Below are 25,099 nucleotides of genomic sequence, written 5' to 3'. Positions count from 1 at the left end.
CAAGGGCTTGTTTTCAGCGGTTCTGGGTGCGGGTCTCGCTTTGTGGCAACCGGCCCAGGCCGCCGAACCCATACGTATCGGCGTGTCCACCTACCTGTCGGGCGCCGGCGCCGTCTTCGGCGTGCCGGCCCAGCAGGCGGCCCGTCTGCAGGTGGAAAAGATCAACAGCGCGGGCGGCATCAAGGGCGCGCCCATCGAGCTGACTTTCATCGACGAGAACCACGGCGTGGACAACGTCGTCGTGGAATACCGCAGCCTGGTCGAATCGGGCAAGGTGGATGCGATGATCATCGGGCTGTCGAGTTCGATCTGCCTGGCGGTCGCGCCGGTCGCCGAGCAATTGAAAATGCCCACGATGCTGTGGGACTGCGGCACCGAGCGGATCTACACCGACGCCAAATACGAGTACGTGTACCGGACGTCCGACTACACCCCGTCGAACAACGTCGCCACGGCGCTGTACCTGCTCAAGCTGATGCCCGAGGTCAAGACCATTGCCGGCATCAATCAGGACTACGCGTTCGGCCGCGACAACTGGGCCGCTTTCCGGGGGGCGGTCCAGGCCCTGCGTCCGGACGTGAAGATCGTCGCCGAGATGTTCCCCAAGCTCGGCACCTCGGACTATTCCACCGAGATTTCCCGCCTGTCGGCCCTGCGTCCGGACGTGATCTTCACGACGCTGTGGGGCGGGGACATGAACACCTTCGTCAAGCAGGCGTCGTCACGGGCGCTGTTCCGCAATTCCCGCCTGGTGGCCGCCAACGGCGAGAGCTCCATGCAGCAATTGGGCAAGGCCTTTCCGGAAGGGGCGATCGTGGGCATGCGCGGCGATAGCTGGGCATTCAATCCCGCCATGGCCGGCAATGCCGAGCACCAGGCCTTCGTGACGGACTTCGAAAAGGGCACGGGCGCCTATCCGAGTTTCCCGGCGTACCACATGGCGCAAGCCGTGCGCGCCCTCCAGCAGGCGCTCGAAACGTCCTGGGACGGCGATCGCAAGACCTTGCAGGCCTCGCTGCTCAAGGGTTGGAACGGGCTGGAGCTCGATGATTTCACCGGCCAGCTGAAAATCCGCGAAGACCATCAGGCGATGGAAGGGCAACTGCTGGGCGTCGCCACGGAGAAAAGCGGCCAGAACTTCAAGACGCTCAAGCAGCTGCTGGTGATTCCTCCCGAGCTGACCTCTCCGCCCGTGGGGGTGAAGAGCGACGACTGGTTCAAGACGCTCTCGCCGGAAGTCCTGCGGCGAGTCGGCACTCCCACGGAATAAGCGGCCCATCATGCAACAAACGCTATTGCTGGCCACGTTGGATGGGCTGGCGCACGCCTCGGTGCTGTTCATGGTGGCGGTGGGCCTGAGCCTGATCTTCGGCATCATGCGCATCCTCAACGTCGCCCACGGCAGCTTCTACGCGCTGGGCGCCTATGGCGCCGTGGCCCTCGGCCTCTGGCTGGCGGGCCCGGACGGCGGCATCTGGACCTATCCGGCCCTGTTGCTGGCGGCGGTAGCCATCGGTGTGACCCTGGGGCCGCTCGTCGAGCGCTTTCTGCTGCGCCGCATCTATGGCAAGGAGCACGCGCTCCAGCTCCTGCTCACCTTCGGGATCTTCATGATCCTGGAGGACGTGCAGAAGATGATGTTCGGGGTGGAGCCGCAGTTCAACGACGCGCCGCTCGCCATGCTGGGCATGGTCGAGGTGGGAGGCATCTACTACACCGCCTACCAGCTGTTCGTGCTGCCCTTGTCGGCGATCGTCGTGATGCTTGCCTTGACCTTCTATTTCAACAAGACGCGGCAAGGGAAGCTGATCGCGACGGTCATCGAGGACTACGAGGTGGCGCGCGTGCTGGGCATCAATGCCAAGCGGGTGTACACGATCACTTTCATGCTGGGCACCGCGCTGGCCGCCCTGGGCGGGGCGTTGGCGTCGCCCACGACCTCGCTCGTGCCGGGCATAGGCGCCGATTCCATCGTGATTTCCTTTGCCATCGTGGCCACCGCCGGGCTCGGCCATTTCCAGGGAACGGCGGTCACCGCCGTGATCATAGGACTGGCGCAGGCCTTGTGCGTGCATCTGCTGCCCCCCTTGTCCTCCGTCGCGCCGTATCTGGTCATGACCGCGATTCTCCTCGTGAAGCCTTACGGCCTTTTCGGCAAGCCACAAGTCCGTCGGATCTGAAGATGAAAACCTATTTCAAAACGACGGCGCTCGCCAGCCTGCCGTTGCTCCTGCTCGCGGCCTTGCCGCTGATCGCGCCGTCGCTGCGGCCGCTGGCGACCATGGCCATGGCGATATCGTTCTGCGCCCTGGGGCTGCTGCTGCTGTTGCGCGCCGGCCAGGTTTCCTTCGGCCACGCGCTGTATTTCGCCTGCGGCGCCTATGCCACCGCCTTCGGCGCGCGCCACGCGAGCGCGGACGCGCTGGCCGTCATCGCCATGGCGGTGCTGTCGAGCGCGGCGCTGGGCGCCGTCCTGGGCCTGATCCTGTCGCGCTATCGCGACATCTTCTACGCCATGCTGAATCTGGCCTTTTCCATGGTGGGATTTACGCTGGTGCTCAAGCTGTATGACCTGACCGGGGGAAGCGACGGCATGCCGGTGCGGATCCAGTCCTTGGCCGGCGTGCCTCTGGAGGTCGAGGTTTTCGGCTGGGCCTTGTTCTACACCGCCCTGGTCATGCTGGCGCTTGCGCTGCTGGTCGTGACGCGCTACCTGAATTCGCCGCCGGGCCAGGCGCTGGCGGCCCTCAAGACCAACGAGACGCGCCTGGAATACCTGGGCATCTCGGGGCGCCAGGTGCTTTACTTCGGCCATGTCTTCTCCGCCGCGCTCGCGGGCCTGGGCGGCGCCATCGCGGCGATGGGAACCGGCCACGTCACGCCGGAAATGGCCTATTGGAGCCGTTCGGCCGAGTTCGTCTTCATCGCGGTGCTGGGCGGTATCGGCAATGTGCTGGGGGCCTTGCTCGGCGCGGTGTCCTTCGAGGCGGTGCGCAGCGCCGCGAGCGCCTATGCGGCCAACTCCTGGCAACTGATCATGGGGATGGTGCTGGTGGCGATCGTATTGTTTGCGCCGACGGGATTGTTCGGCCTGGGCCTGCGCCTGTTCGGCCGCAAGGAGGCCCGGCAATGAAAGGTCAGGTCATCATCAGTTCCAGGGATCTGCATGTGGAGTTCGGCGGCGTCAAGGCGGCCAACGGCGTGAACCTGGATATCCACCGCGGGCAGATCGCGTCCATCATCGGGCCCAATGGCTCGGGCAAGACCACGTTCCTGAATCTGTGCACGGGATATGTGCGGCCCACCCAGGGCAGCGTGCTCTTCGGCGCGCAAGACCTTACCCGGCTCAAGCCCCGCGCCATCACGCGCCTGGGCATCGCCCGGACCTTCCAGCTTCCGCAGCTGTTTTCCGAGCAGTCCGTGCTGGAGAACCTGCTGCTGGCGCTGGCGGCCCGCGACGGCTTCTGGACGCTGTCTTCCCTGTATCGCAAGGCGGCGCGTGACGAGGCCGAAGAACTGCTGGCCATTTTCGACCTGCTCGGCCAGGCAGGGCGGCAGATCGGCTCCCTGCCCGAGGGCGTGCGCAAGCTGGTGGACATTGCCGTGGCGCTGGCCCTGTCGCCGAGCCTGTTGTTGATGGATGAGCCCACCAGCGGGGTCAGCTCCCAGGAGAAGTTCGAAATCATGGACATGCTGATGCCGGTCTTGCGGCAGCGGAATATCGCGGCATTGCTGGTCGAACACGATATGGAATTGGTCGAGCGCTATATGGATCGCGTCATAGTCTGGAACGCCGGCCAGGTCGCCGCCGATGGCCCGCCCGCCGAGATTCTCCAGAACGAAGAGGTCTTGCGCAATGTGATCGGAGGCGTCCAATGATGCTGCAGGCAAGCAAGCTGGTCGCGTACATCGAAGGCGCGAAGGTGTTGCGCGAGGTCGATCTCGATATCCGCGCCGGGGAAACCGTGGCCCTGATCGGGCGCAATGGAGCGGGCAAGACGTCGCTGCTGCGCGGCATCATGGGCACGCTGCCGCTGGCCCAGGGCAGCCTTCTGTTCCAGGGGCGGAGCCTGGCCGCGCGCGAAGCCCATGCGCGCGCCGGCCTGGGGATCGGGTTCGCGCCGGAAGAGCGCCGGCTGATCGGCAAGTTCACCGTGATCGAGAACATGATGGTGCCGGCCTGGGCCTGCAAGCTCGGCGCGCGGCAGATACGGGAAAGGCTGGACCTGATCTATTCCGTGGCGCCGGAGCTTGAGCCGCTCAATCATCGCCTGGGAGGCCTGCTGTCGGGCGGACAGCAGAAGATGGTGGCGCTGGGCCGCGCGCTGATGGCGGGCGAGAACCTGGTGTTGCTGGACGAGCCTTTCCAGGGCCTGGCGCCGGCGCTGGCGCTGCGCTACGCCGACAGCCTGAAGACCCTGCGCGCGCGCAAGCCCGATCTTGCCGTGCTCATTACCGAATCCAATCCCAAGCTGCTGCAGCCGATGGCCGACCGTATCGTCACCATCGAACGCGGCGAAATCATCTCTGAGGAGTCCTCGCAATGACATTCAAGGCGGCGGTCGTCCAGACCGCATCGATCCCGTTCAACAAGCAGGCCACGGTGGAGAAAGTCGTCGCCAAGATCCGCGAGGCGGCCGAGCTGGGCGCCAAGCTGATCGTGTTTCCGGAAGCCACCATCTCCGGCTATCCGAAGGGCAGCGATTTCGGCGCGCGCGTGGGCGGCCGGCTGCCGCGGGGACGAGAGGAGTTCCTGCGCTACTTCAATGGCGCGATCACGGTGCCGGGGCCCGAGGTGGACGAAATCGGCGCTGCCGCCCGCGAGGCCCAGGCCTACGTCGTGGTCGGCGTCATGGAGCAGGAAATCGGCACGCTCTATTGCACCGCGCTGCATTTCTCGCCCAACGGCGACATGATAGGCAAGCACCGCAAGCTGATGCCGACCGCCGTGGAACGGCTGATCTGGGGCTACGGCGACGGCTCGACCATGCCCGTGTTCGACACGCCGCTCGGAAAAATGGGCACCGTGATCTGCTGGGAAAACTACATGCCGCTGTTGCGCATGACCATGTACGGCAAAGGCATCCAGCTCTATTGCGCGCCGACGGCGGACGACCGCGACGAGTGGATCACCAGCATGCGGCACATCGCCATGGAAGGGCGCTGTTTCGTCTTTTCGGCCTGCCAGTACATCACGCGGGGCGATTTCCCCGAGGACTACGATGCCATCCAGGGCAATTCGCCCGATACCGTGCTGATGCGCGGCGGCAGCGCCATCATCGGCCCCGCCGGGCAATTGCTGGCCGGCCCGAACCACGAAGGGGAATGCATCCTCACGGCGGATATCGACCTGGACGACGTCACGCGAGGCAAGTATGACTTCGACGTGGTCGGACACTACGCGCGTCCGGACATCTTCAAGCTGGTCGTGGACGAAGCGCCCAAGCCGCCCGTGGTGACGATAGGCCAGGCATGAGCGGGCGGCGGCTCCCCGGGAGGGGGGCCGCCGCGGCGGCACGGGGCGATCAGCGCCCGAACAGGCCGCGGATACGCATCAGTTCGCGGTGCAGCGATTCATGCTTCTGGAACGGCGCGCGGCCGTGCAAATAGAAATAGTTGTTGAGCACGACCAGCTCGCCGGGCGGCAGCATGACTTCCTGCACGCCCGGGCTGCTTTCCATCGACGCCGACAGGTCGTGCAGATACATGGCCTCTTCAAGCGTGGCCGGCTGCGCGAACTGATCGATGAAGCAGATCGCCAGGCCGTAGCGGTTCTGGAAGAAGAGGGGCCTTTCCACCTGTTCGGCGACATTCTTCGAGGCCGGGGACTTGTACAGCAGCGGCTTGGTCGCCAGCGGGTGATTCAGGAAATCGTCGATATCCCGCCAATCGTCGAGATGCAGGAAGCGCGATTCGCCGCCGACGGCATTGCGCTCGTCGAATTTCATCATCAGCAGCCAGTCCGTGGCCTCGGAGACGTAGGTGCCGTCGGTATGCATCGTGAACAGGCGATAGGCCTGGCGCAGATAGGAATCGCTGTCGTCCGTGTGCCGCACCAGGAAGCGAGCATAGTATTTGCCGGACATCGAGTCGTGGTTGGCCGGCCCGAGCAGATAGGCGATGGCCGTGCCGAACTTCACGAAATCGTCCGGATCGTCGGACAGCCCTTGCAGGCCGACGGTGAATCCGCCGTGCTCGCGGGTTTCGACGACGGCGTTGAGGGTGTCGCGCAGCCCGTCGCCGCAAGCCCTCGCCAAGGCCTCGGCGACCTTGAAGCGCATGAAGGGCACGTATTCCAGGTTCTGGACCTCGATACTCTTGACCGCGGCCAGGAAGCGCAGCAGGGCCTGCGGGTCGATCGTCACCTGCTGGATCCGGGGGTGCGTCCGATGATTTGCCACCTGGAAGGCGTCCGAGAGCAGACGCCGGGTTTCACGCAGATTGTCCAAAGTGGTCTCCTGTATTGAAAGCGTTTCTGGAGATCATTAGACGTGACGTCATTCCGGCATTAAACCGTCCGCCGCCGATACTTTGTTTGGCGTGAGCGATCAAAACCACCCCTGCGCGGCTTGGCACCGGGCTGCTGCCGCGCCCGGTTCGACGGGACGCTTCAAGCCTGGCTTCGGCCTTCGTCGGGGCAGGTTCGCCGCCTCAGCTCGTCGGTTTCACCAGCACCGGCTTGTCCCGATAGCGGGCGGGAAAGGTCTTGGCCAGGTTCTCGACCTTGGGCACGTCGTTCACCATGATGTACATGCTGTACGGGTGGCGGACGAGGTAGTCCTGGTGGTAGTCCTCGGCGGGATAGAAGGCCTTCAGGGGTTCTATCGTGGTGGCCAGCGCCTTGGGATAGACGCCGGCCTGGTTCAGCTGCGCGATATAGGCCTCGGCCACCTTGCGCTGGCTGTCGTCCGAGGGGAAGACGGCGGACCGGTACTGCGGCCCGGTGTCCGGCCCCTGGCGATTGAGCTGGGTCGGGTCGTGCGCCACCGAGAAATAGATCTGCAGCAACTGGCCGTAGCTGACCTGGGCGGGGTCGTAGGTGATTTCCACCGCTTCGGCGTGGCCGCTGCGCCCGCCGCTGACGGTGTCGTAGTTGGCGGTGCCGGCCTGGCCGCCGGCATAGCCGGAGACGGCCGAGGTGACGCCCTTGACGTGCTGGAACACGGCTTGCACGCCCCAGAAGCAGCCGCCGGCGACGACGGCTTTTTGCGGCGCCGCGGCGGCAGGCTGGTCCAGGGCCGGGGGCGGAATGACGAAGGCCGGCTCGGCGGCGCCGGCTGCGGCGGTTGCCAGCAAACCGCAGGCGGCGGCGAGCGCGACGCAGAGCTTGCGGGGTAGGAGGGAGGCGGACATGATGGCTCCTGGTGATGGGGCGGCCGGTATTCAGGCCTGGGGGGTGAACGCCAGGGCCACGCCATTCATGCAATAGCGTAGTCCGGTGGGGGGCGGGCCGTCATCGAAGACGTGGCCCAGGTGGCCGCCGCAGTTGGCGCAATGCACGGCCACGCGCGTCATGCCGAAACTGCGGTCCGCGGTCTCGCCCACGGCGCCGTCCAGCGGCTTCCAGAAGCTGGGCCAGCCCGTGCCGCTGTCGAACTTGGCGGACGACGAGAACAACGGGTGGGCGCAGCCGGCGCAGGCGTATGCGCCCGCGCGGCGCTCTTTGTCCAGCGGGCTGGAGTAGGGGCGCTCGGTGCCTTCCCGGCGCAGCACCTCGTATTGCTCGCGCGTCAGGCGCTCTCGCCATTGCGCGTCGCTCAGTGCGTAGGGAAAGGTCCGCGCGGCGGCCGGCGGGCCGCCGCGAGCGGCCAGGACCGGCGCGAGGCCGGCGGCGATGGCCGCCGCGCCGCCCAGGCCCAGGAAATGCCTGCGGTCTAATCTCATGACGTGCTCCGGATCGGGGCTGTTTGGCGGGGTCAGTGCTTCATGCCGTCCTTGGACATACCGTCCTTCGACATGTTGTCCTTGGACATGGAATCCTTCGACATGCCGTTCTTCGACATGCCATCCTTGGACATGGAATCCTTGGACATGCCGTTCTTCGACATGCCGTCCTTGGACATGGAATCCTTCGACATGCCGTTTTTGGACATGCCGTCCTTGGACATGGAATCCTTCGACATCCCGTCCTTGGCCATTCCATCCTTGGCCATCGAGCCGCCGCCCATGGCGTCCTTGCTCATGTTGTCGGCGGCGTAAACGGCCGTGGCGCCGAAAGCCAGGCACAGGGACAGCGCGGCCGCGTTAGCGATTTTCTTCATGGTGCGTTCCTTTATGGAGAGGGGGTAGGAGAGGTTCCACCTAGCTGCCGCCGAACCAGTTGTAGCCCTGGTCCTCCCAGTAGCCGCCCGGGTAGGTGTTGGTGACGAAAATTGCCTGTATGTGCTTGGGGTTCTTGTAGCCAAGCTTGGTAGGCATGCGCAGCTTCATGGGGAAGCCGTACTCTGGAGGCAGCGTCTGGCCGTCGTAGGTCAGCGCCAGGATGGTCTGGGGGTGCAGCGCCGTGGGCATGTCGATGCTGGTGTAGTAGTCGTCCGCGCACTTGAAGCCCACGTATTTGGCGCCCAGGTCCGCGCCCACGCGCTTGAGGAAGGCGGAAAACGGCACGCCGCCCCATTTGCCGATGGCGCTCCAGCCTTCGACGCAAATGTGCCGCGTCACCTGGTCGATCTGCGCCATGGCGCGCAGTTCATCCAGCCGCCAGCGGTGCTTGTCGGCGACCAGGCCGCTGACTTCCAGCCGGAACGATTCCTCGTCCACGCGGCGCACTTCGTCGATGCCGTAGTAGGCATTGAAGGGGAAGGGCCGCGTGATCATGGATTCGGGGTAGGTAGGCGCCAGCTTGTTCGGATCGAAGATCCAGCCCTGCACGCGGTCGTTGAAACGCGAAACGGCGGTCAGCGCCTTTTCCACGCTTTCATCGTCCGACAGCGAGCAGCCCGACAGCATGGCCAGCCCGCCCAGCGTCAGGCTGCTGCGCAGGAAGGCGCGGCGCGAGGGCTGTTCGACCCGTTTTTCCAGGATCTTCCCGGCTTCCTTCAGGATGGCGGGGCCGTCCAGGCCGGGCATAGGGGGGCGCTTGTGCTTGTTCACGAGTGGCTCCTTATTTGCCGCGGATCATGGCGACCAGGCTGCGGGGCACCAGCGCCACCATCGCCAGATGGACCGCCACGAACGCCGTCAGCAGGGCCATGGCGATGAAATGCACCCGGCGCGCGGCCTCGTATCCGCCCATCAGTTCGCGCAGAAGATCGAACTGCACCGACTTCCACAGCACCAATCCGGACAGCACCAGGACGGCGATATCGGCCATGACGAACAGATAGGCCGCGCGCTGCACCTGGTTGTAGCGGCGCGGGTCAGCATGGGAGAGCCGGCCGCGCAGCGCCGCGCCGAGGTCGGCAGCCATGCCGCGGGCGCTCAGCGGAAAGAACTTGCGCCACAGGCGGCCGGTGGCGAGGTTCATCGCCAAGTACAGGATGCCGTTGAAAAACAGCAGCCACATGCCGGCGAAGTGCCATTGCAGGGCGCCGCCCAGCCAGCCGCCCAGCGTGATCCCTTTGGGAAATACGAAGTCGAACAAGGGCGAGGCGTTGTAGATGCGCCAGCCGCTCGTGACCATGACGACCACGGCCAGGGCGTTGAGCCAGTGCATGGCGCGCAGCCAGCCCGGGTGGATGGGAGCGTCCGCCGGCAGGACGGGCGGGGCGTCGTGGCTTGCGGGGATAGCCGGCATGACGGGACTCCGGGGGCTGGTTGTCGTTGGAGCCATTCTTCCCCGGCGCCGGTACCGAAGTCCTCACGCAAACTTAAATTAATTGTGATAACTCCCCGGGCGCGGATTGGCGACAATAGGCGCATTGCCCTCTTCAGAGTTTCCCTCCCATGGACACGCCACGACGCGTACTCATCGTCGAAGACGACGCCCACATCGCGGAATTGCTGCGGCTGCACCTGCGGGACGAAGGCTACGCGGTCGAGCATGCCGCGGACGGCAACGAAGGCATGCGGCGGCTGGAGGAAGGCAGCTGGGACGCGCTGGTGCTGGATCTGATGCTGCCGGGCATCGACGGCCTGGAGATCTGCAAGCGGGCCCGCGCCATGGCGCGCTATACGCCCATCATCATTACCAGCGCGCGGTCCAGCGAGGTGCACCGTATCCTGGGCCTGGAGCTGGGCGCGGACGACTACCTGGCCAAGCCGTTTTCCATGCTGGAACTGGTGGCGCGGGTGCGGGCGCTCTTGCGCCGCAGCGAGGCGCTGGAACGCAATGCGCGGATCGACGCCGGCAGCCTGGCGCTGCATGGCGTGTCCATCGATCCGGTGGCCCGCACGGCCGAGGTCGACGGCCGCCGGCTGGACCTGACGCCGCGCGAGTTCGACCTGCTGCACTTCTTCGCCCGCCATCCGGACAAGGTCTTCTCTCGCATGGACCTGCTGAACCAGGTATGGGGCTATCAGCACGAAGGCTATGAGCACACGGTCAACACGCACATCAACCGCCTGCGCACCAAGATCGAGGCGGACCCGTCCGATCCGCGGCGCATCCTGACGGTATGGGGCAAGGGCTATAAATTCGCCGCGGCGCCCGCCGCCCCGGGAGGCGCATCATGAAGCGGTTTACGCTCACCCAGCGGCTGTCGGCCGTGTTCGCCTTGCTGCTGCTGGCCTGCTGCGGCGCCTCGGCGTGGCTGCAGATCGCCGCCAACTCCCGCTATGAGCAGGAAGTGGTCCAGCGCCTGTCCAGCGGCCTGGCGCAGCACATCGCCGGCGCCAACGAATTGATGGACACCAACGGCTGGAAGCCCGACGCGGTGCGGTCGCTGTTCGACATGCTGATGGCCGTGAACCCCGCCGTGGAGGTCTACCTGCTGTCCAACGACGGCCGCATCGTGGGCGACGCCGCGCCGGCCGGCCAGATCAGGCGCGACCGCGTCGATCTGGGGCCCGTCAAGCGCCTGCTGGCGGGCGACATGCTGCCGATCACGGGCGACGACCCGCGCAGCCTGGACGCGCAAAAGGTGTTCAGCGCCGCGCCGGTGCGCGTGGGCGGGCAGGAAAAGGGCTACGTCTACGTCGTCCTGCAAGGCCAGGCGCACGACGCGCTGGCGATGGCGGTGTCGCGCAGCTCCGTGCTGCGCACGACCCTCTGGTCCATCGCGCTGGTCGCGCTGCTGGGGCTGGTGGCCGGGCTGGCGGCGTTCGCGCTGATCACGCGCCCGCTGCGCGGCCTGACGCGCGCCGTGCGCGCCTTCGAGGGCGACGATGGCCAGGCCCTGGCCGCGCTGGAACGCCCCGGCGACGCTTCGGAGCGCAATGGCGACGAGATCGCGGTGCTGCGGCGCAGCTTCGTCCAGATGGGCAGGCGCATATCGGACCAGTGGCGCGAGCTGACGCGGCAGGACCAGCAGCGGCGCGACCTGGTCGCCAATATTTCGCACGACCTGCGCACCCCGCTGACCTCGCTGCATGGCTATCTGGAAACCCTGCGGCTGAAGGACGAAACGCTGGATGCGGGGGAGCGCCGCCGCTACCTGGACATCGCGCTGGCGCAAAGCCGCAAGGTCGGCCGCCTGGCGCAGGAGCTCTTCGAGCTGGCGCGGCTGGAGTCCGGGCTGGTGCGGCTGGAGCCCGAAACCTTCTCGCTGCCGGAGCTGGTGCAGGACGTGATCCAGAAGTTCGAGCTGGCGGCCGAGGCGCGCCAGCAGCGCCTGACCACCGACATCCCGCGGGAACTGCCGCCGGTGCGCGCGGACCTGGGCCTGATCGAGCGCGTGCTGACCAACCTGCTGGACAACGCCATCCGCCACAGTCCGCCGGGCGGCCTGATCGAACTGCGGCTGGGCGCCGCGCAGAACCTCGTGCAGGTGCAGGTCAGCGATACCGGCGAAGGGATTCCGCAGGCGCTGCGCGCCGGCCTCTTCACGCGGGCCAGCGCCTTGAACCGCGGTCCGGGCGACGGCGGCGGCCTGGGGCTGGTGATCGTGCAGCGCATTTTGCAGCTGCACCACAGCGAGATCAGGCTGGTGGAGCGCGCCGGTTCTGGCGCGGTCTTTCAGTTCGAACTGACGGCGGCGCATTAGACGTCGGGCGCGCGCGCCAGCCGCCGCACCAGGCCGCGGGACGCGTCTACGTCGAGGACATCGCCCGTCGCGACCTGCCGCAAGACGCCTTGCGCATTGACGACGGCCGGGATGCCGAATTCGCGCGCCACGATGGCGCCATGCGACAGATAGCCGCCTGCCTCCATCACCAGCGCGCCGGCGCGCAGGAACAGCGGCGTCCAGGCCGGGTCGGTGGATGCGGCGACGAGGATGCCGCCCGCCGGCATGGCCAATCCCTCGGACGGCGTGCGGGCAACGAAGGCGCCGGCCCGCGCATGGCCGCCCGCGGCGGGCGTGCCGCGCCAGGTGTCGGCGGGGCCGGCGTCGGTGGAACCCGGCCCCGCCGGCGCGGTCGCGCCGTCCTCGGCGTATTCGGCGATCACGTCCCGGTCCGGGGTTGACGCCCAGGACGCCAGCTGCGCGCGGCGCAGCGCGGCGCGGCGGCCCGCGGCGGCGGGCGCCAGCCTGGCGTCGGCCAGGGCGAAGAGCTCAGCGGCAGTCAGGTGGAAGATGTCGTCGGCGGCGGCCAGGCCGTCCGGCCGGACGTAGCGTCGGCCCAGGGCCAGGGCGCTCTTGCGCGCCGCGGCCAGGTAGGCCACCAGCACGCTGCGCGCGCCTTCGCGTTGCGTGCCTTCGAGACGGGCGGCCGCCAGCAGCTTGGCGGCCAGCGGGCGCTGCCAGAGCGGCAAGGCCGCGCGCAGGCGCCGCGCGGCCCCGCTGGCCGCGCTGTCTTGCCGGGCGCGCAGCGCGGCGGGATCGGTGTCGGCCAGTTGGAGCACGCTGTCCAGCAGATAGCCGGGATCCTCGCGCCAGCGAACGTTGCGCAAATAGGTTTCGTAGACGGCCCGGTGGCCGTATTGGCGCAGGAAGTCCGTGAAGGCTTGCTTGAAGGGGCTGCCTTCCGGCAAGGCGCTCTGCCAGGCGGCGCTGTCGCGCCCCGGATCGCGCAGCCAGTCCAGCACGCGCGCGTCGGCGGCGGCCAGCCCGGCCAGCGCCATCAGGGCATAGCTTTGCGCCGCGGTCACGCTGGGTTCGCCGCCTGCCATCAGCGCGGCCGTGAGCGCATGGCCCTCGCCCGGGCAGGCTTTCTCCACCAGCTCCAGCAGCTTGTGCAGCGCGCCGCCGCCCGAGCCTTGCAGGAAGAACAGTTCGTCCGCCGCCAGCACCGTGTGGAACTGTTCCCGCAAACGGGCGCCCAGCTCGGCGTTGGACGCGGGCGAGGGCTCGTCCAGCCACGCCTGGGCGCGGGCGAACAGCCGCGGCAGATCGTGTGCCGCCCGCTTGCGCAACGGGGCCGCGCGCCGCAGGTAGCGCAGGATGCGCAAGCCGTGCCGAAGGCGTTGCGCAAGGGTCGGGGGCGGCACGGCGATCTCGGGCTGGGGCCCGCCCAGCAGCGCGTTCATGGCCGATGGCGATACGCCCAGCGCGTCGTAGCCCACCCACTGGATGACGGAGGCATCCAGGTACACCCGGCCCTGGAACAAGGCCGCCAGCCGCACGCCGGGCAGGGTGCGATAGCCGCTGAGTTCGAAGCCGGTGGTCAGCATGCGCTGGGCCATGACGCGGCCCGTATCCCACTCCAGCGCCGACATGGCCTGGGGCAGGACTTCGCGGGTATTGCCGCGCGACCAGTAGGCGGGCTGGCTGCGCAGCGCGGGATAGGTGTGGCGGGCCGCCACGGTGACGGGGCGGGCCTGCACGATCCAGAAGCGCCGCCCGTCCCAGACCCATTCGATGTCGTGGCCGCCGCCGGCATAGTCCAGCGCTCGCGCCGCGTCGCGCACGATGTCGCCCAGCGCTTCGGCCTGGGCGTCGGTCAGCACGGCCTGGGCCGACCGCGCGGCCGGCGTGGGGGCGAGCAGGGTGCCCGAGGCGCCGTCGGGTTGGGTGGCATGGCGCTTGGCGCCGATGCGCCGCTCGACCAGCGGCCATGCCTGGCGCAGATAGTCCTCGCGCAGACGGTATTCGTCGCCTTCCGCGTCGCCGCCGACGAGCGATTCGCCCAGCCCCCAGTTGGCATGGAGGATCATCTCGTCGTGCCGTCCCGAGACGGGGTCGATGGTGAAGGCGATGCCGGATGCGGCGGCATCGAGCAGCGGCATGACCACCACCGCCATGCCGGCGGCTTCCAGGCCCAGCTTCTGCCGGTAGGCGCAGGCCTGCGGCGTCCATTGCGAATCCCAGATCCGGCGGGCGGCGTCGATCGCCGCATCCGCCCCGCGCACGTTCAGGCAGGAAAGATGGATGCCCGCGAACGACGCGCCCGCGGAGTCTTCCAGGGGCGCGGACGAACGCAAGGCCAGCGGCCGATCCAGCCAGCCGCGCGCGGCCAGTTCGTCGCGCAGGGCCTGGGCGGCGGCGGGCGGCAAGGGCTGGCCCGGCTCGCGGTCCAGGCTGAGTCGGGCGGGCAGCACGAAGCCGTCGGGCACCGGCACGCCCAGCTGCGCCAAGCGGCCCAGCTGCCAGCCTTTGCCGCCCGCCGCCCGGGGCCCCGCCTGGGCGGCGGCCGCCCAATCCAGCACGGCGGCAGTCATGCTGCCGCTCCCGGCGCGACGCCATGCACGAAGAGGCTGACGGCAGCGTCGAATTCCGCCTTGAGGCTGGAGCGCGGCAGGCCCAGCCAGCGCAGCATCGCGCCCAGGTACAGGAACTGCAACTGGCAGGCCAGCTGATCGGCGGGCAGATCGGTCCGCGCCTGGCCGGCGGCCTGGGCATCCGCGATCAGCCCGGTGAACAGCGCCTGCATGCCGCTGCGCGGATAGCGGCCGTCGCCGTGCGCGCCCGGTTGCAGCGTGGACAGCCGGTAACGCAGATACGGCCCCAGATAGGCGCGGTGTGATTCGGACCAATGGGCCGACGCATGCAGTATCCGCGTCAGCCGACGCGCGAGCGTGGGCAGGGCTTGCAGCGCGGGCCGCAGGTCATGGACGCTGGCGGCCAGCTCGCCATGGAAGCGGTGCGCCAGCAGGGCTTCCTTGACGGGAAAATGGTTGTACAGCGTGCCCTTGGAGACGTCCGCCTGCGCGGCGATCTGTTCCATGGTGACCACGTCGTAACCCAGGGTCTCGAACAGGCGCCAGGCGGTTTGCGCCAGGTGATCCAGGGTCTGCTGGCGTTTGCGTTCGCGGCGTCCGGCTTCGGACGCCGCGGATTCGGATTGGGTGGGGAAAGAGGAATCCATGGCCTGAAAATAATTGAACGACGTCTAATAATATACGTCGTTCAATTATTTGAAAAGGCCGCTTCCCCGTTCCGGGCGGGGTGGTCGCGATCAGGCGGTGGCGGGCATCTCGCCGTGCAGCAGGTAGTCCAGCAGCTCGCGCACCGAGCGCATGGCGCTGCCGAAGGGCAGCTTGGACGCGCCCCGGAAGAACAGCCCGCGGCTGACTTCGCCGCGCATGGCGGCGGCCAGCTTCAGGTCGATGCAGAACTGCCCGAAGCGGGAGATGCCGTCGCGCAGACCGCATTGCGTCAGGCAGTCCATCCGCTGGCTGCAGCGGCGCGCATCGCAGCGGGTGTTGGCCTGCAGCGTCTTTTCCTGGCGCAGGTAGCGGGTGAGCCAGGGCGTGGGCACGGCGCGCGCCGGCAGGCCGGCGACGCTGGTGAATTCCGTGAGCTGGTCGGGGTCGGCGTCGATCAGCACGCGCTTGAAGTTCTCGTGCGCGTCGCCCTCCTGGGTGACGGCGAAGGCCGTGCCCACCTGCACGCCGTCGGCGCCGTTGGCCAGCCAGTGGCGCACCTGCTCGTGGCTGCCCACGCCGCCGGCCACGATGAGCCGTGGGGCGTCCTTGCCCAGCTGGAGTTCTTCGAACAGCTTGTGGCAGTCGGCCAGCACGCGCTTGAAGTCGAAGCGTTCGTCGTGGAGGTCGTCCAGGCGCGCGGCGCCCAGGTGGCCGCCGGCATGGCCGGGATGCTCGATCACCACGGCGTCGGCCAGCCGGCCTTTCTTCATCCACTTCTTCAGCACCGCGGCCACGCCGCGCGCTTCCGACAGGATGGGAACCAGCGCGACCTTGGGAAAATCCGCGGTCATCTCGGGCAGGTCCAGCGGCAGGCCCGCGCCCATCACGATGGCCTGGGCGCCGCTCTCGCAGGCCTGGCGCACCAGGGCGGGGTGGTCCCGCACGGCCTTCATGACGTTCACCGCGACCAGGCCGCGGCCCTGCGCCGTGTCCAGCGCGGCGCGCACTTCGCGGTGCAGCGCTTCCAGGTTGGCGCTGTCGATGAGGTCTCGGTCATGGCACCGTTCGGTCTTTTCGAGCAGATCGGGGTGGTGATGGCGCAAATCGACGCTGGCAATGGTGCCCACGGCGTTCTGGCTGGCGACGGCGCCGGCCAGGCGATGGGCGGAGACGCCGACGCCCATGCCGCCCTGGACGATGGGCAGCAGGTCGCGTCCGGCGAGGGTGAGTGATTTGAACCACGTCATATCAAGTCTTTCCTGAGGTCAAGTGGACAGAGGCTAGAGCAAGGCCAGGGTAGGCGCCTTGCGCGGGATCAAGCCGGGGGCGGACTCAGCGATAGTCGAATTCCTCGAACCATTGCTTCATCAGGGCCTCTGCCTGCATGCCCAGGTGGCGCATGGGGGGCGCCTCGGGCGAGCGGCGCGCGCCTTGGACGGCGAAGCGGCGCACGCCGCGGCGGGCCAGTTCGCGGGCCAGGGCGAGCAGCCGGTTTTCGTCGATCCAGTCCGGATGCCAGGTGATGCGGCACTCGAAATCGCGCCCGGCCGACAGCAATTGCGCCAGGCAGGCCTGGGCCGGACGCTCGGAGTCGCGGCGGCCGGTGATCTCGTCGTAGCCCTGGGAATCGGCCTTGATGTCCAGGCCGACCCAGTCCAGGTGGCGCAGCACGTCGGCCAGCCGAAGCGGATAAATGCCGGCGGTATGCAGGCCGACCTGGTAGCCCATGCGGCGCACGTCGCGGATCATCTGCGGCAGGCGCGGTTCGCTCAGGGGTTCGCCGCCCGAGAACACGACGGCGTCGAGCAACCCCTTGCGGGTTTCCAGGAAGGCGCGCGTTTCGCGCCAGTCGTAGCGGGCGGCGCGGGTCTGCAGTTCGGTGTTGTGGCAGTAGTGGCAGCGCCAGGGGCAGCCGGCGATGAAGACGACGGCGGCCAGCTTGCCGGGCCAGTCCACCGTGGAAAAGGGCACCAGTCCGCCTACCGCGTGGGCATGCCGGGGCAGGGGCTGGATGACGGGCTGCGGCGGGGTCGCATAGGCCGGCCTGGCGGCCAGCCGGCGCGCGGCCGGCCCGGCGCCCGGCCCGCAGGCCGGGCCGGATCGCGCCCCCTCAGGCGCGGCGTTCGACGAAGAATCGGCGTTCATTGAATTCGCCTTGCTTGCCGGTGTTGAAGGAGGCGACCGGGCGGTGGTAGCCCATGACGCGGGTCCAGATCTCGCAGCGCACGCGTTGGCTGTCGTCCAGCCTGGGAGCGGCGGCGGCGACGACGTCGGGGGCGGTCAAGGTTTGCATAGAGGTTCCTTTTGAGAGGGAGCCGGGCGGATGCCCGGCGGGACGATCCGGGGCCTGCCGGGAGCGGCGGACCCTAGGCGCAGCATGCCGATTGCTTGGCGAGCAGCTCGGCATCGCATTTGGGGCAGAACTCGTGGTGTCCCGCCAGATAGCCGTGGTTGGGGCAGATGGAGAACGTGGGCGTGATGGTGATGTAGGGCAGCCGGAAGTTCGACAGCGCCCGGCGCACCAGCTCCTTGCACGCGCCGGCCGACGAGATGGCTTCGTTCATGTACAGGTGCAGCACGGTGCCGCCGGTGTACTTGCCTTGCAGCGCCTCCTGCAGTTCCAGCGCGTGGAACGGATCGTCGGTGTGGCCCACCGGCAGCTGGCTGGAGTTGGTGTAGTAGGGCTGCGATTCGCTGCCGGCCTGCAGGATGGAGGGATAGCGCTTGCGGTCTTCGCGGGCGAAACGGTAGGTGGTGCCCTCGGCCGGCGTGGCTTCGAGGTTGTAGAGGTGGCCCGTCTGTTCCTGGAACTCGGTCATGCGTTCGCGCACCCGGTCCAGCAGCCTCACCGCCATCGCGTGGCCGGCCGCCGTGGTGATGTCTTCGGCGTCGTCGGTGAAGTTGCGGATCATTTCATTGATGCCGTTCACGCCCAGCGTGCTGAAGTGGTTGCGCAGCGTGCCCAGGTAGCGGCGGGTGTAGGGATACAGGCCCTGGTCGATGTAGCGCTGCACCACCTTGCGCTTGGTTTCCAGCACGTCGCGGCCCAGCTCCAGCAGGTGGTCCAGGCGCGCCATCAGCTTGGCCTCGTCGCCGCGGCAGGTATGGCCCAGGCGGGCGCAGTTCACCGTGACGACGCCCACGGAGCCGGTCTGTTCGGCCGAGCCGAACAGGCCGTTGCCGCGCTTGAGCAGTTCGCGCAGGTCCAGTTGCAGGCGGCAGCACATGGAACGCACCATGTGCGGTTCCAGGTCGGAATTCAGGAAGTTCTGGAAATAGGGCAGGCCATAGCGCGCCGTCATCTCGAACAGGCGTTCGGTGTTGGGGTGGTCCCAGTCGAAGTCGGGGGTGATGTTGTAGGTGGGGATGGGAAAGGTGAACACGCGGCCCTTCGCGTCGCCCGCCATCATGACCTCGATGTAGGCGCGGTTGATCATGTCCATCTCGGCCTGGAGATCGCCATAGGAGAACGGCATTTCCTCGCCGCCCACGTAGGGGATCTGTTCGCGCAGGTCGGCCGGGCAGGTCCAGTCGAAGGTCAGGTTGGTGAAGGGCGTCTGCGTGCCCCAGCGGCTGGGCACGTTCAGGTTGTAGATGAGTTCCTGCATGGCCTGCTTCACGTCCGCGTAGGTCATCGCGTCGCGGCGGATGAAGGGCGCCATGTAGGTGTCGAAGGAACTGAAGGCCTGGGCGCCGGCCCATTCGTTCTGGAGCGTGCCGAGGAAATTGACGATCTGGCCGATGGCGGCCGACATGTGGCGGGGCGGCGTGGCCTCGACCTTGCCGGGGATGCCGTTGAAGCCCTCGGTCAGCAACTGGCGCAGCGACCAGCCCGCGCAATAGCCGCTGAGCATGTCCAGGTCGTGGATGTGGATGTCGCCTTCGCGGTGGGCCTGGCCGGCCTCGGGCGCGAAGACGTTGGAGAGCCAGTAGTTGGCGGTGACCTTGCCGGCCACGTTCAGGATCAGGCCGCCCAGGCTGTAGCCCTGGTTGGCGTTGGCGTTGACGCGCCAGTCGCGCTGCTCCAGGTATTCCTCCATGGCGCTTTCCACGTCCACCAGCGTGTGTCGCAGCGAGCGCAGCCGGGCGTGCTGTTCGCGGTAGACGATGTAGGCGCGCGCGGTGCGCCAGTGGCCGGCCTGGACCAGGATTTCCTCGACGCGGTTCTGGATGGTTTCCACGCCCGGGCAGGGCTGGTCCGCCAGCGCGGCGATGACGGCGTCGGTCAGCGCCTGCGCGCCCGGCAGGTCCAGTTCCCCGGTGCTCTGGCCCGCCGCGGCCATGGCCTGGGCGATCTTGTCGCGGTCGAACGCCGCGACGCGGCCGTCGCGCTTGAGAATGTGCTGGATATGCATGACTGACACCATATGTAGTAGGGTGTGAAAACTCTACCACCACATATGGTGCGCGCGACGCCCCTGCGGAACGGGATGTCGGCCTTGCTTGATGCGCGTCAAACGCGCTGGCGGGGCTTGTTCGGAGCCCCGCGCGGCCCGGCGGGGACTTAGAACCCGATGCCGACCCCGGCCAGCGAGATGGCCACGGCCAGGGCCGCGGTGCGCGCGGCCGGGCGGGGCGCCCAGGACAGCATGCCGACCCACAGCAGGGCGCCGGCGGACAGCCAGCCCAGCCAGGCCACCACGCCCACCGTGTTGCCCCACAGGCCGACGCAGGGCAGCAGCGCCAGCGCCAGCAGCAGCACCCCGGCGCCGCGCAGCACGCGGGTGTGGCCGGCCGATGGGTCGCGTCCCCAGACCTGCTCGTAGTGGCGCGGCATGGCCAGGCTGAGGCAGGCCATGCCGGCGTAGGTCAGCAGCAAGGCCATGGAAACGGCGTACAGATCGTTGGTGTTCATGCCGCAGCCTCTTCGTTCGCGCGGGATTTGCGCTGGGAGGGCGCCGATGCGGGCCGCTTCCACAGGTGGAGGGCCGCCCAGCCCGATAGTACGCCGAAAGCGAGGGCGCTCAGCTCCACGCCCGCGCTTTCCCAGTCGCCGCGCGCGATCTGCGCGTAGGGGTGGTCGCCCACCGTGACGAAGGACAGCAGCGGCAGCAGCAGGCACAGGGCCGACAGCAAGGTCAACTGCGCGATCCAGGCGCGGCGGGGCGCGCTGATCCAGGCATGGGCCAGCGTCAGCGCCCAGATCAGGAAGAAGCCGCGCAATTCCCAGGCGGCGCGGTTTTCCAGGCCGACGGGCAGCAGGCGGTTGGCCCAGAAATAGCCGATGCAGGCGATGGCCAGGCCGGCCAGCGCGGCCACGTTCAGGCCTTCGATCAGGCGGTAGACGCGCGCGGTGGCGTCGCCGAATTCGCCGCCGTGCCTGGCGCGGCGCTTGACCATGAACAGCACCGCGCCGGTGCCCATCATCGCGGCGCCGGCCAGGCCGCAGAGGAAATACAGCCATTGGACCGCCAGGCCGCCGAACTTTGCCATGTGCAGGTCGCCCATCACCTGGCGGGTGAGCGAGGGCGCGCCGCCCAGCACGTCGCCCGGGGCGCGCACGCGCAGCAACTCGCCATCGGCGGAAAACTCCGCCATGCCGGTGGTGGCGCTGATGTTGCGGAAGGTGTCGGCGTCTTCGTTCCAGCCGTACACGCCGATGCGCATGGCGCCGTCTTCCGGATTGCGGATGACGATGGCCCGGGCGGTCTGCCCGATCAGGGCTTCGGCGCGCGCCACGATGGGTTCGAGCGCCGGCACGGCCTGCGCCACGCCGCTGCGAGCGAGCCGGTCCTCGCCTTCCAGCTCGGCCAGGTGCTGGCGCACGGCTTCCATGCCGGCGCCGTAGGTCGCGACGACGGGGGCGGGCATGAGCGACACGCTGGAGATCACGATGCCGGTGTAGGCGATCATGAACTGGAAGGGCAGGGTCAGCACCGCGACCGCGTTGTGCGCGTCCAGCCACGAGCGTTGCCCCTTTTTGGCGCGGAAGGTGAAGAAGTCCTTGAAGATGCGCTTGTGCGTGACCACGCCGGAAACCAGGGCGACCAGCATCGCCATGGTGGCGAAGGCCACGATCCACAGGCCCAGCCCGGCATCGTGCAGCGTGTAATGGAAGTCCACGAAATGCGAGCCGCCCCGGGTGGCGCGGCCCTCGGCTTCGTGGTGCTCGTCGAGTTCGGCGCCGGTGACGGGATCGAGCTCGGCATCGGCGTACTGGCCGTTCTTGTCGAACCAATAGGCCGTCAGCCCGTTGTCGTGGTAGCGGTCGGCCGGCCAGATTTCCCACATGCCGGCGCCGGCATGGTTGCGCGCCATGAAGTCCACGGCCAGGTCCAGGCGCCGCGCCCGGTCGATCGGGGCGCTTTCCTGCTGCGCCGCCAATGCTTCGGCCGCCTGGTGCTCGGGGTTCATCCAGTGCGAGATGGGTTCGGAGAACACGGCGAGCGAGCCGGTCAGGAAGACGGCGAACAGCAGCCAGGAGAACCACAGGCCGACCCACGTGTGGAGCCAGGCCATGGATAGGCGGAAACCGGATTTCAGGACGAGCCTCTTTCTTGTGATGCCGCCGCGAGCCAGGCGGTCTGGTTTTTTTATTGAGAATGGTTCCAATTCTAAGCTAAATGGGGCCACTGTTGTCATGACAAGGACTTTGTATTTCTTGCGGCCGGACCAAAGGCGGCGCGGCGCGTCCCCCTGGGGCAGCCGCGACCGGGATGCCGGGCATGGGGGTTGCTGGGAGGGCGTTCCACGCGGCAAGGCCGTCGATTCGCGGCGGCGGCATCGCGATACCACCCGCACAGAGGAGCGCCCAATGAAACGCAACGCCGGAAACGCCTCGCAGATAGAGGAATTGCTGTATCAGGCCCTGGAGACCGAGATCGGGGGATTGAGCATTTACGAGACCGCCCTGGCCTGCGCGGTCAATGAGGATTTGAAAAAGGAGTGGCGGGGCTATCTCGAAGAAACCCGCACGCATCGCCGCGTGCTGCTGACCGTGTTCGAGCAGTTGGGGCTGGATCCCGAACGCCAGCCGCCCGGCCGGGAGGTGGTGCGCTATATCGGCGAGGCGCTGGTCAAGGCCATGAAGATGGCGATCAACGCGGGCGACGCCAACGCGGCGCAGCTGGTCGCGACCGAATGCGTGGTGCTGGCCGAAACCAAGGATCACGCGAACTGGACGCTGATCGGCGTGGTCGCCGACCAGCATGGCGGCACCGAGGGCAAGGTGCTCAAGCAGGCCTATGACGCCGTCGTCACCGATGAGGAGCACCACCTGTACCACACCAAGGGGTGGTCGCGCGAGTTCTGGATCGACGCCTTGGGATACCCCGCCGTGCTGCCGCCGCCCGAGGAGGTCAAGCAGGTGGAATCGGCGATCGGCGCGTCGCGGGCCGAACAGGCGCGCGGCAAGATGCTCAGCCACTAGGAGACGGCCATGGCCAGCAAGAAACCAGCGGGAAAGGCGGGCCAGGGGCCCGCATTGCAAACCGCCTACCTGAACACCGACAGCGGCCCGGCCTCGGGCCCCGCGGGCACGCCGCGCCAGCCGGCCGCGAAGCGCGCCGCGGCCGTGGACGCGATGGCGGGCGCCATCCCCCACAATGCCGGCAAGGCGGCCGAGTACGGCGAAGAGGCGGCGCGCTGCCCCTACGCCGGCGAGGCCGTGCCGGCGCCGCACCCATCGGCGGGCGCGAGCTCCCTGTCCGAAAGCGCGGCTTCCGACAAGACGAACGGGCCGGCGGCGCCCGGCGTGAACGCCGCGGGCGGCCGGCTCGAACGCGTGCGCGCGGATGCCGGCGGCCAGCCCTTGACCACCAACCAGGGCGTGCGCGTCAGCGACAACCAGCACTCGCTCAAGGCGGGCCTGCGCGGGCCGGCGCTGCTCAAGGACTTCATCCTACGCGAGAAGATCACCCATTTCGACCACGAGCGCATCCCGGAGCGCATCGTGCATGCGCGCGGTTCCGCCGCGCATGGCTATTTCGAATGCCATCGGGCGCTGACCGACCTGACCGCCGCGGCGCCGTTCGCCGAGAAAGGCAAGCGCACGCCGGTCTTCGTGCGCTTCTCCACGGTGGCGGGAGAGCGCGGCTCTAAAGACACGGCCCGCGACGTCCGCGGCTTCGCCGTGAAGTTCTATACCGACGAAGGCAACTGGGACCTGGTGGGCAACAATATGCCGGTGTTTTTCATCCAGGACGCGATGAAATTCCCGGACCTGGTGCACGCGGTCAAGCCCGAGCCGCATCATGGGATGCCGCAGGCTGCGTCCGCGCACGATACGTTCTGGGACTTCGTGTCGCTGATGCCGGAATCCACCCATATGCTGATGTGGCTCATGTCGGACCGCGCCATTCCGCGCAGCTACCGGATGATGCAAGGCTTCGGCGTGCACACCTTCCGTTTCGTCAACGCCCGGGGCGAGTCGCGGCTGGTGAAGTTCCATTGGAATCCGGTGCTGGGCACGCATTCCCAGGTCTGGGACGAGGCGGTCAAGGTGTCGGGGGCCGATCCCGATTTCCATCGGCGCGATCTGTGGGAAGCCATCGACGCGGGCAACGGCCCGCAGTGGGAGCTGGGCGTGCAGATCTTCACCGAGGAGGAGGCCGAGGGGTTCAGCTTCGACGTGCTGGACGCCACCAAGATCGTGCCTGAGGAACTGGTGCCCGTGGTGCCGGTGGGGCGGATGGTGCTGGACCGCAACCCCGACAACTTCTTCGCCGAGACCGAGCAGGTCGCCTTCTGCGCGGCCCACGTGGTGCCCGGGCTGGATTTCACCAACGATCCGCTGCTGGCCGGGCGCATCCATTCCTACGTGGATACGCAAATATCGCGGCTGGGGGGGCCCAATTTCCATGAAATCCCGATCAACGCGCCGCTGGCTCCCGTGCAGAACAACCAGCGCGACGGCATGCACCGCCAGGCCATCCACCGCGGCCGGGTGGCGTACGAGCCCAATTCGCTGGCCGGCGGCTGTCCGTTCCAGGCCGGGATGGACGGCTTCGTGTCCTTTCCCGAGCCGGCGGCCGGCGACGAACTGCGCGGGCATCCGGAGAAATTCGCCGAGCACTACAACCAGGCCACGCTGTTCTACGCCAGCCAGTCGGACTGGGAGCGCCGCCACATTGCCAGCGCGTTCGCGTTCGAGCTGAGCAAGGTGACGGTTCCCGCCGTGCGCCGGCGCATGGTCGCGTCCCTGCGCAATGTGTCCGACGAGTTGGCGCAGGCCGTTGCCGACGGGTTGGGGATGGCGCTTCCGGATCCCTTGCCCCGCGCGATCGAGGATGTGCCCAAGCCGGAAGTCGAGGTGTCGCCCTCGCTGTCGCTGACCGCCAGGCCGGGCGACGGCAGCGTTGCCACGCGCAAGGTCGCCATCCTGGTGGCGGAGGGCGTGGACGGCAAGGCCGTGTCCGCCGTGGCCGACGCCCTGATCGCCGTCGGCGTGGTCGTGCGGCTGGTGGGGCAGCGTATCGGCCCGGTGGCGCCGGACGGCGGGCCGGCGCTCGATGCCGACGCCTCGCTGGACAACCAGCCCTCCGCCGTGTTCGACGGCGCGGTGGTGCCGGGAGGCGCAGCGGCCGCGGAGCGCTTGCGGGCCGACGGGCGCGCGCTGGAATTTCTGCGCGACGCTTTCCGCCACGGCAAGACGCTGATGGGCATGGACGAAGGCAAGCAGTTGTTCGCGGCGGCCGGTATCCAGCCGGACGAGGCCGACGGCGGCTTGCTGCTGGTGGACGGGATGCCGGGCGACGCCGCGCCCCTGTTCCTGGAAGCCCTGGCCCGGCACCGCCATCCGGAACGGGAAACCAGCCCGCCCGGGGTGTAAGGCGCCCGCGCATCTAGGGCGGGCTGCAGTTCGGCTACGCGCTC

At 68.0% G+C, this 25,099-nt stretch carries 24 protein-coding genes; 10 read left to right on the top strand and 14 right to left on the bottom strand.

The window, feature by feature from the left end; all coding sequences use genetic code 11:
• The first annotated feature begins 40 nt into the window (after nucleotides 1–40).
• Genes ADE01S_RS14695 through ADE01S_RS14670 form a run of 6 tightly spaced genes read left to right on the top strand, consistent with a single transcriptional unit; the run spans nucleotide 41 to nucleotide 5,476 of the window.
• On the top strand, nucleotides 41–1,270 hold the full coding sequence (locus ADE01S_RS14695; protein WP_165695661.1) for an ABC transporter substrate-binding protein: 1,230 nt from the start codon (nucleotides 41–43) through the stop codon (nucleotides 1,268–1,270).
• Nucleotides 1,271–1,280: 10 nt separating this feature from the next.
• Nucleotides 1,281–2,180, top strand: a complete 900-nt coding sequence (locus tag ADE01S_RS14690; protein ID WP_062682434.1) for a branched-chain amino acid ABC transporter permease — start codon at nucleotides 1,281–1,283, stop codon at nucleotides 2,178–2,180.
• Nucleotides 2,181–2,182: 2 nt separating this feature from the next.
• On the top strand, nucleotides 2,183–3,133 hold the full coding sequence (locus tag ADE01S_RS14685) for a branched-chain amino acid ABC transporter permease (RefSeq protein ID WP_062682433.1): 951 nt from the start codon (nucleotides 2,183–2,185) through the stop codon (nucleotides 3,131–3,133).
• Nucleotides 3,130–3,879: an ABC transporter ATP-binding protein gene (locus ADE01S_RS14680; RefSeq protein ID WP_062682432.1), complete on the top strand. Its 750-nt coding sequence runs from the start codon at nucleotides 3,130–3,132 to the stop codon at nucleotides 3,877–3,879. Before ADE01S_RS14685 ends, ADE01S_RS14680 begins: the two co-directional genes overlap by 4 nt.
• On the top strand, nucleotides 3,876–4,547 hold the full coding sequence (locus ADE01S_RS14675) for an ABC transporter ATP-binding protein (protein ID WP_198317956.1): 672 nt from the start codon (nucleotides 3,876–3,878) through the stop codon (nucleotides 4,545–4,547). The genes ADE01S_RS14680 and ADE01S_RS14675 overlap by 4 nt, the downstream gene beginning before the upstream one ends.
• Nucleotides 4,544–5,476 carry a carbon-nitrogen hydrolase family protein gene (locus tag ADE01S_RS14670; protein WP_062682430.1) on the top strand — a complete coding sequence of 311 codons (933 nt, stop codon included), beginning with the start codon at nucleotides 4,544–4,546 and terminating at the stop codon, nucleotides 5,474–5,476. Before ADE01S_RS14675 ends, ADE01S_RS14670 begins: the two co-directional genes overlap by 4 nt.
• Nucleotides 5,477–5,525: 49 nt before the next feature.
• On the opposite strand, the gene glaH is transcribed toward ADE01S_RS14670, so the two are convergent.
• The 6 genes from glaH to ADE01S_RS14640 form a co-directional block, all read right to left on the bottom strand.
• The gene (gene glaH / locus ADE01S_RS14665) at nucleotides 5,526–6,449 is read right to left on the bottom strand and encodes a glutarate dioxygenase GlaH (RefSeq protein WP_082775804.1); all 924 of its coding nucleotides are present in this window, start codon (nucleotides 6,447–6,449) and stop codon (nucleotides 5,526–5,528) included.
• 202 nt (nucleotides 6,450–6,651) lie between these two features.
• Complete coding sequence (gene msrA, locus ADE01S_RS14660; protein WP_062682429.1) at nucleotides 6,652–7,353, bottom strand: peptide-methionine (S)-S-oxide reductase MsrA; 702 nt, start codon at nucleotides 7,351–7,353, stop codon at nucleotides 6,652–6,654.
• 30 nt (nucleotides 7,354–7,383) lie between these two features.
• Nucleotides 7,384–7,884, bottom strand: a complete 501-nt coding sequence (gene msrB / locus ADE01S_RS14655) for a peptide-methionine (R)-S-oxide reductase MsrB (protein WP_062682428.1) — start codon at nucleotides 7,882–7,884, stop codon at nucleotides 7,384–7,386.
• 32 nt (nucleotides 7,885–7,916) lie between these two features.
• The gene (locus tag ADE01S_RS14650; RefSeq protein ID WP_062682427.1) at nucleotides 7,917–8,261 is read right to left on the bottom strand and encodes a pentapeptide MXKDX repeat protein; all 345 of its coding nucleotides are present in this window, start codon (nucleotides 8,259–8,261) and stop codon (nucleotides 7,917–7,919) included.
• Nucleotides 8,262–8,301: 40 nt separating this feature from the next.
• Nucleotides 8,302–9,069: a molybdopterin-dependent oxidoreductase gene (locus tag ADE01S_RS14645; RefSeq protein ID WP_172600310.1), complete on the bottom strand. Its 768-nt coding sequence runs from the start codon at nucleotides 9,067–9,069 to the stop codon at nucleotides 8,302–8,304.
• Nucleotides 9,070–9,103: 34 nt separating this feature from the next.
• Nucleotides 9,104–9,736 carry a cytochrome b/b6 domain-containing protein gene (locus ADE01S_RS14640; RefSeq protein WP_062682425.1) on the bottom strand — a complete coding sequence of 211 codons (633 nt, stop codon included), beginning with the start codon at nucleotides 9,734–9,736 and terminating at the stop codon, nucleotides 9,104–9,106.
• Between the two features lie 149 nt (nucleotides 9,737–9,885).
• Here ADE01S_RS14640 and ADE01S_RS14635 point away from each other — a divergent pair, with 149 nt between their 5' ends.
• Both ADE01S_RS14635 and ADE01S_RS14630 read left to right on the top strand, forming a co-directional pair.
• On the top strand, nucleotides 9,886–10,614 hold the full coding sequence (locus tag ADE01S_RS14635) for a response regulator transcription factor (protein ID WP_062682424.1): 729 nt from the start codon (nucleotides 9,886–9,888) through the stop codon (nucleotides 10,612–10,614).
• Nucleotides 10,611–12,083: a sensor histidine kinase gene (locus ADE01S_RS14630; protein WP_062682423.1), complete on the top strand. Its 1,473-nt coding sequence runs from the start codon at nucleotides 10,611–10,613 to the stop codon at nucleotides 12,081–12,083. Before ADE01S_RS14635 ends, ADE01S_RS14630 begins: the two co-directional genes overlap by 4 nt.
• Here the strand turns inward: ADE01S_RS14630 and ADE01S_RS14625 are convergent.
• From ADE01S_RS14625 to ADE01S_RS14590, 8 genes are all read right to left on the bottom strand, one after another.
• Nucleotides 12,080–14,638 (bottom strand): PEP/pyruvate-binding domain-containing protein, encoded by a 2,559-nt coding sequence (locus tag ADE01S_RS14625; protein ID WP_062682422.1) that lies wholly within the window; start codon nucleotides 14,636–14,638, stop codon nucleotides 12,080–12,082. The two genes, ADE01S_RS14630 and ADE01S_RS14625, sit on opposite strands and share 4 nt — an antisense overlap.
• Nucleotides 14,635–15,285 (bottom strand): TetR/AcrR family transcriptional regulator, encoded by a 651-nt coding sequence (locus tag ADE01S_RS14620; protein ID WP_062682421.1) that lies wholly within the window; start codon nucleotides 15,283–15,285, stop codon nucleotides 14,635–14,637. The genes ADE01S_RS14625 and ADE01S_RS14620 overlap by 4 nt, the downstream gene beginning before the upstream one ends.
• Before the next feature lie 90 nt (nucleotides 15,286–15,375).
• Complete coding sequence (locus tag ADE01S_RS14615; RefSeq protein WP_062682420.1) at nucleotides 15,376–16,533, bottom strand: NAD(P)H-dependent flavin oxidoreductase; 1,158 nt, start codon at nucleotides 16,531–16,533, stop codon at nucleotides 15,376–15,378.
• Between the two features lie 85 nt (nucleotides 16,534–16,618).
• Nucleotides 16,619–17,431, bottom strand: coding sequence for an anaerobic ribonucleoside-triphosphate reductase activating protein (locus tag ADE01S_RS14610; protein WP_082775803.1), 813 nt, complete (start codon nucleotides 17,429–17,431; stop codon nucleotides 16,619–16,621).
• Entirely contained in the window at nucleotides 17,397–17,579 is a 183-nt protein-coding gene (nrdD, locus tag ADE01S_RS14605; RefSeq protein ID WP_062682419.1) for an anaerobic ribonucleoside-triphosphate reductase, read from the bottom strand. The genes ADE01S_RS14610 and nrdD overlap by 35 nt, the downstream gene beginning before the upstream one ends.
• Before the next feature lie 73 nt (nucleotides 17,580–17,652).
• Complete coding sequence (locus ADE01S_RS14600; protein WP_062682418.1) at nucleotides 17,653–19,641, bottom strand: ribonucleoside triphosphate reductase; 1,989 nt, start codon at nucleotides 19,639–19,641, stop codon at nucleotides 17,653–17,655.
• Between the two features lie 149 nt (nucleotides 19,642–19,790).
• Nucleotides 19,791–20,141: a DUF3325 domain-containing protein gene (locus tag ADE01S_RS14595; protein WP_062682417.1), complete on the bottom strand. Its 351-nt coding sequence runs from the start codon at nucleotides 20,139–20,141 to the stop codon at nucleotides 19,791–19,793.
• Complete coding sequence (locus ADE01S_RS14590) at nucleotides 20,138–21,745, bottom strand: PepSY-associated TM helix domain-containing protein (RefSeq protein ID WP_082775802.1); 1,608 nt, start codon at nucleotides 21,743–21,745, stop codon at nucleotides 20,138–20,140. The genes ADE01S_RS14595 and ADE01S_RS14590 overlap by 4 nt, the downstream gene beginning before the upstream one ends.
• Nucleotides 21,746–22,040: 295 nt before the next feature.
• Here ADE01S_RS14590 and ADE01S_RS14585 point away from each other — a divergent pair, with 295 nt between their 5' ends.
• Nucleotides 22,041–22,655: a hypothetical protein gene (locus tag ADE01S_RS14585; protein ID WP_062682416.1), complete on the top strand. Its 615-nt coding sequence runs from the start codon at nucleotides 22,041–22,043 to the stop codon at nucleotides 22,653–22,655.
• A gap of 9 nt (nucleotides 22,656–22,664) precedes the next feature.
• Nucleotides 22,665–25,055, top strand: coding sequence for a catalase (locus tag ADE01S_RS14580; RefSeq protein ID WP_062682415.1), 2,391 nt, complete (start codon nucleotides 22,665–22,667; stop codon nucleotides 25,053–25,055).
• Nucleotides 25,056–25,099 lie beyond the last annotated feature (44 nt).

This window comes from Achromobacter denitrificans NBRC 15125 (assembly GCF_001571365.1).
GTDB lineage: Bacteria > Pseudomonadota > Gammaproteobacteria > Burkholderiales > Burkholderiaceae_B > Achromobacter > Achromobacter denitrificans.
This window is presented reverse-complemented; position numbering and strand designations above follow the sequence as displayed.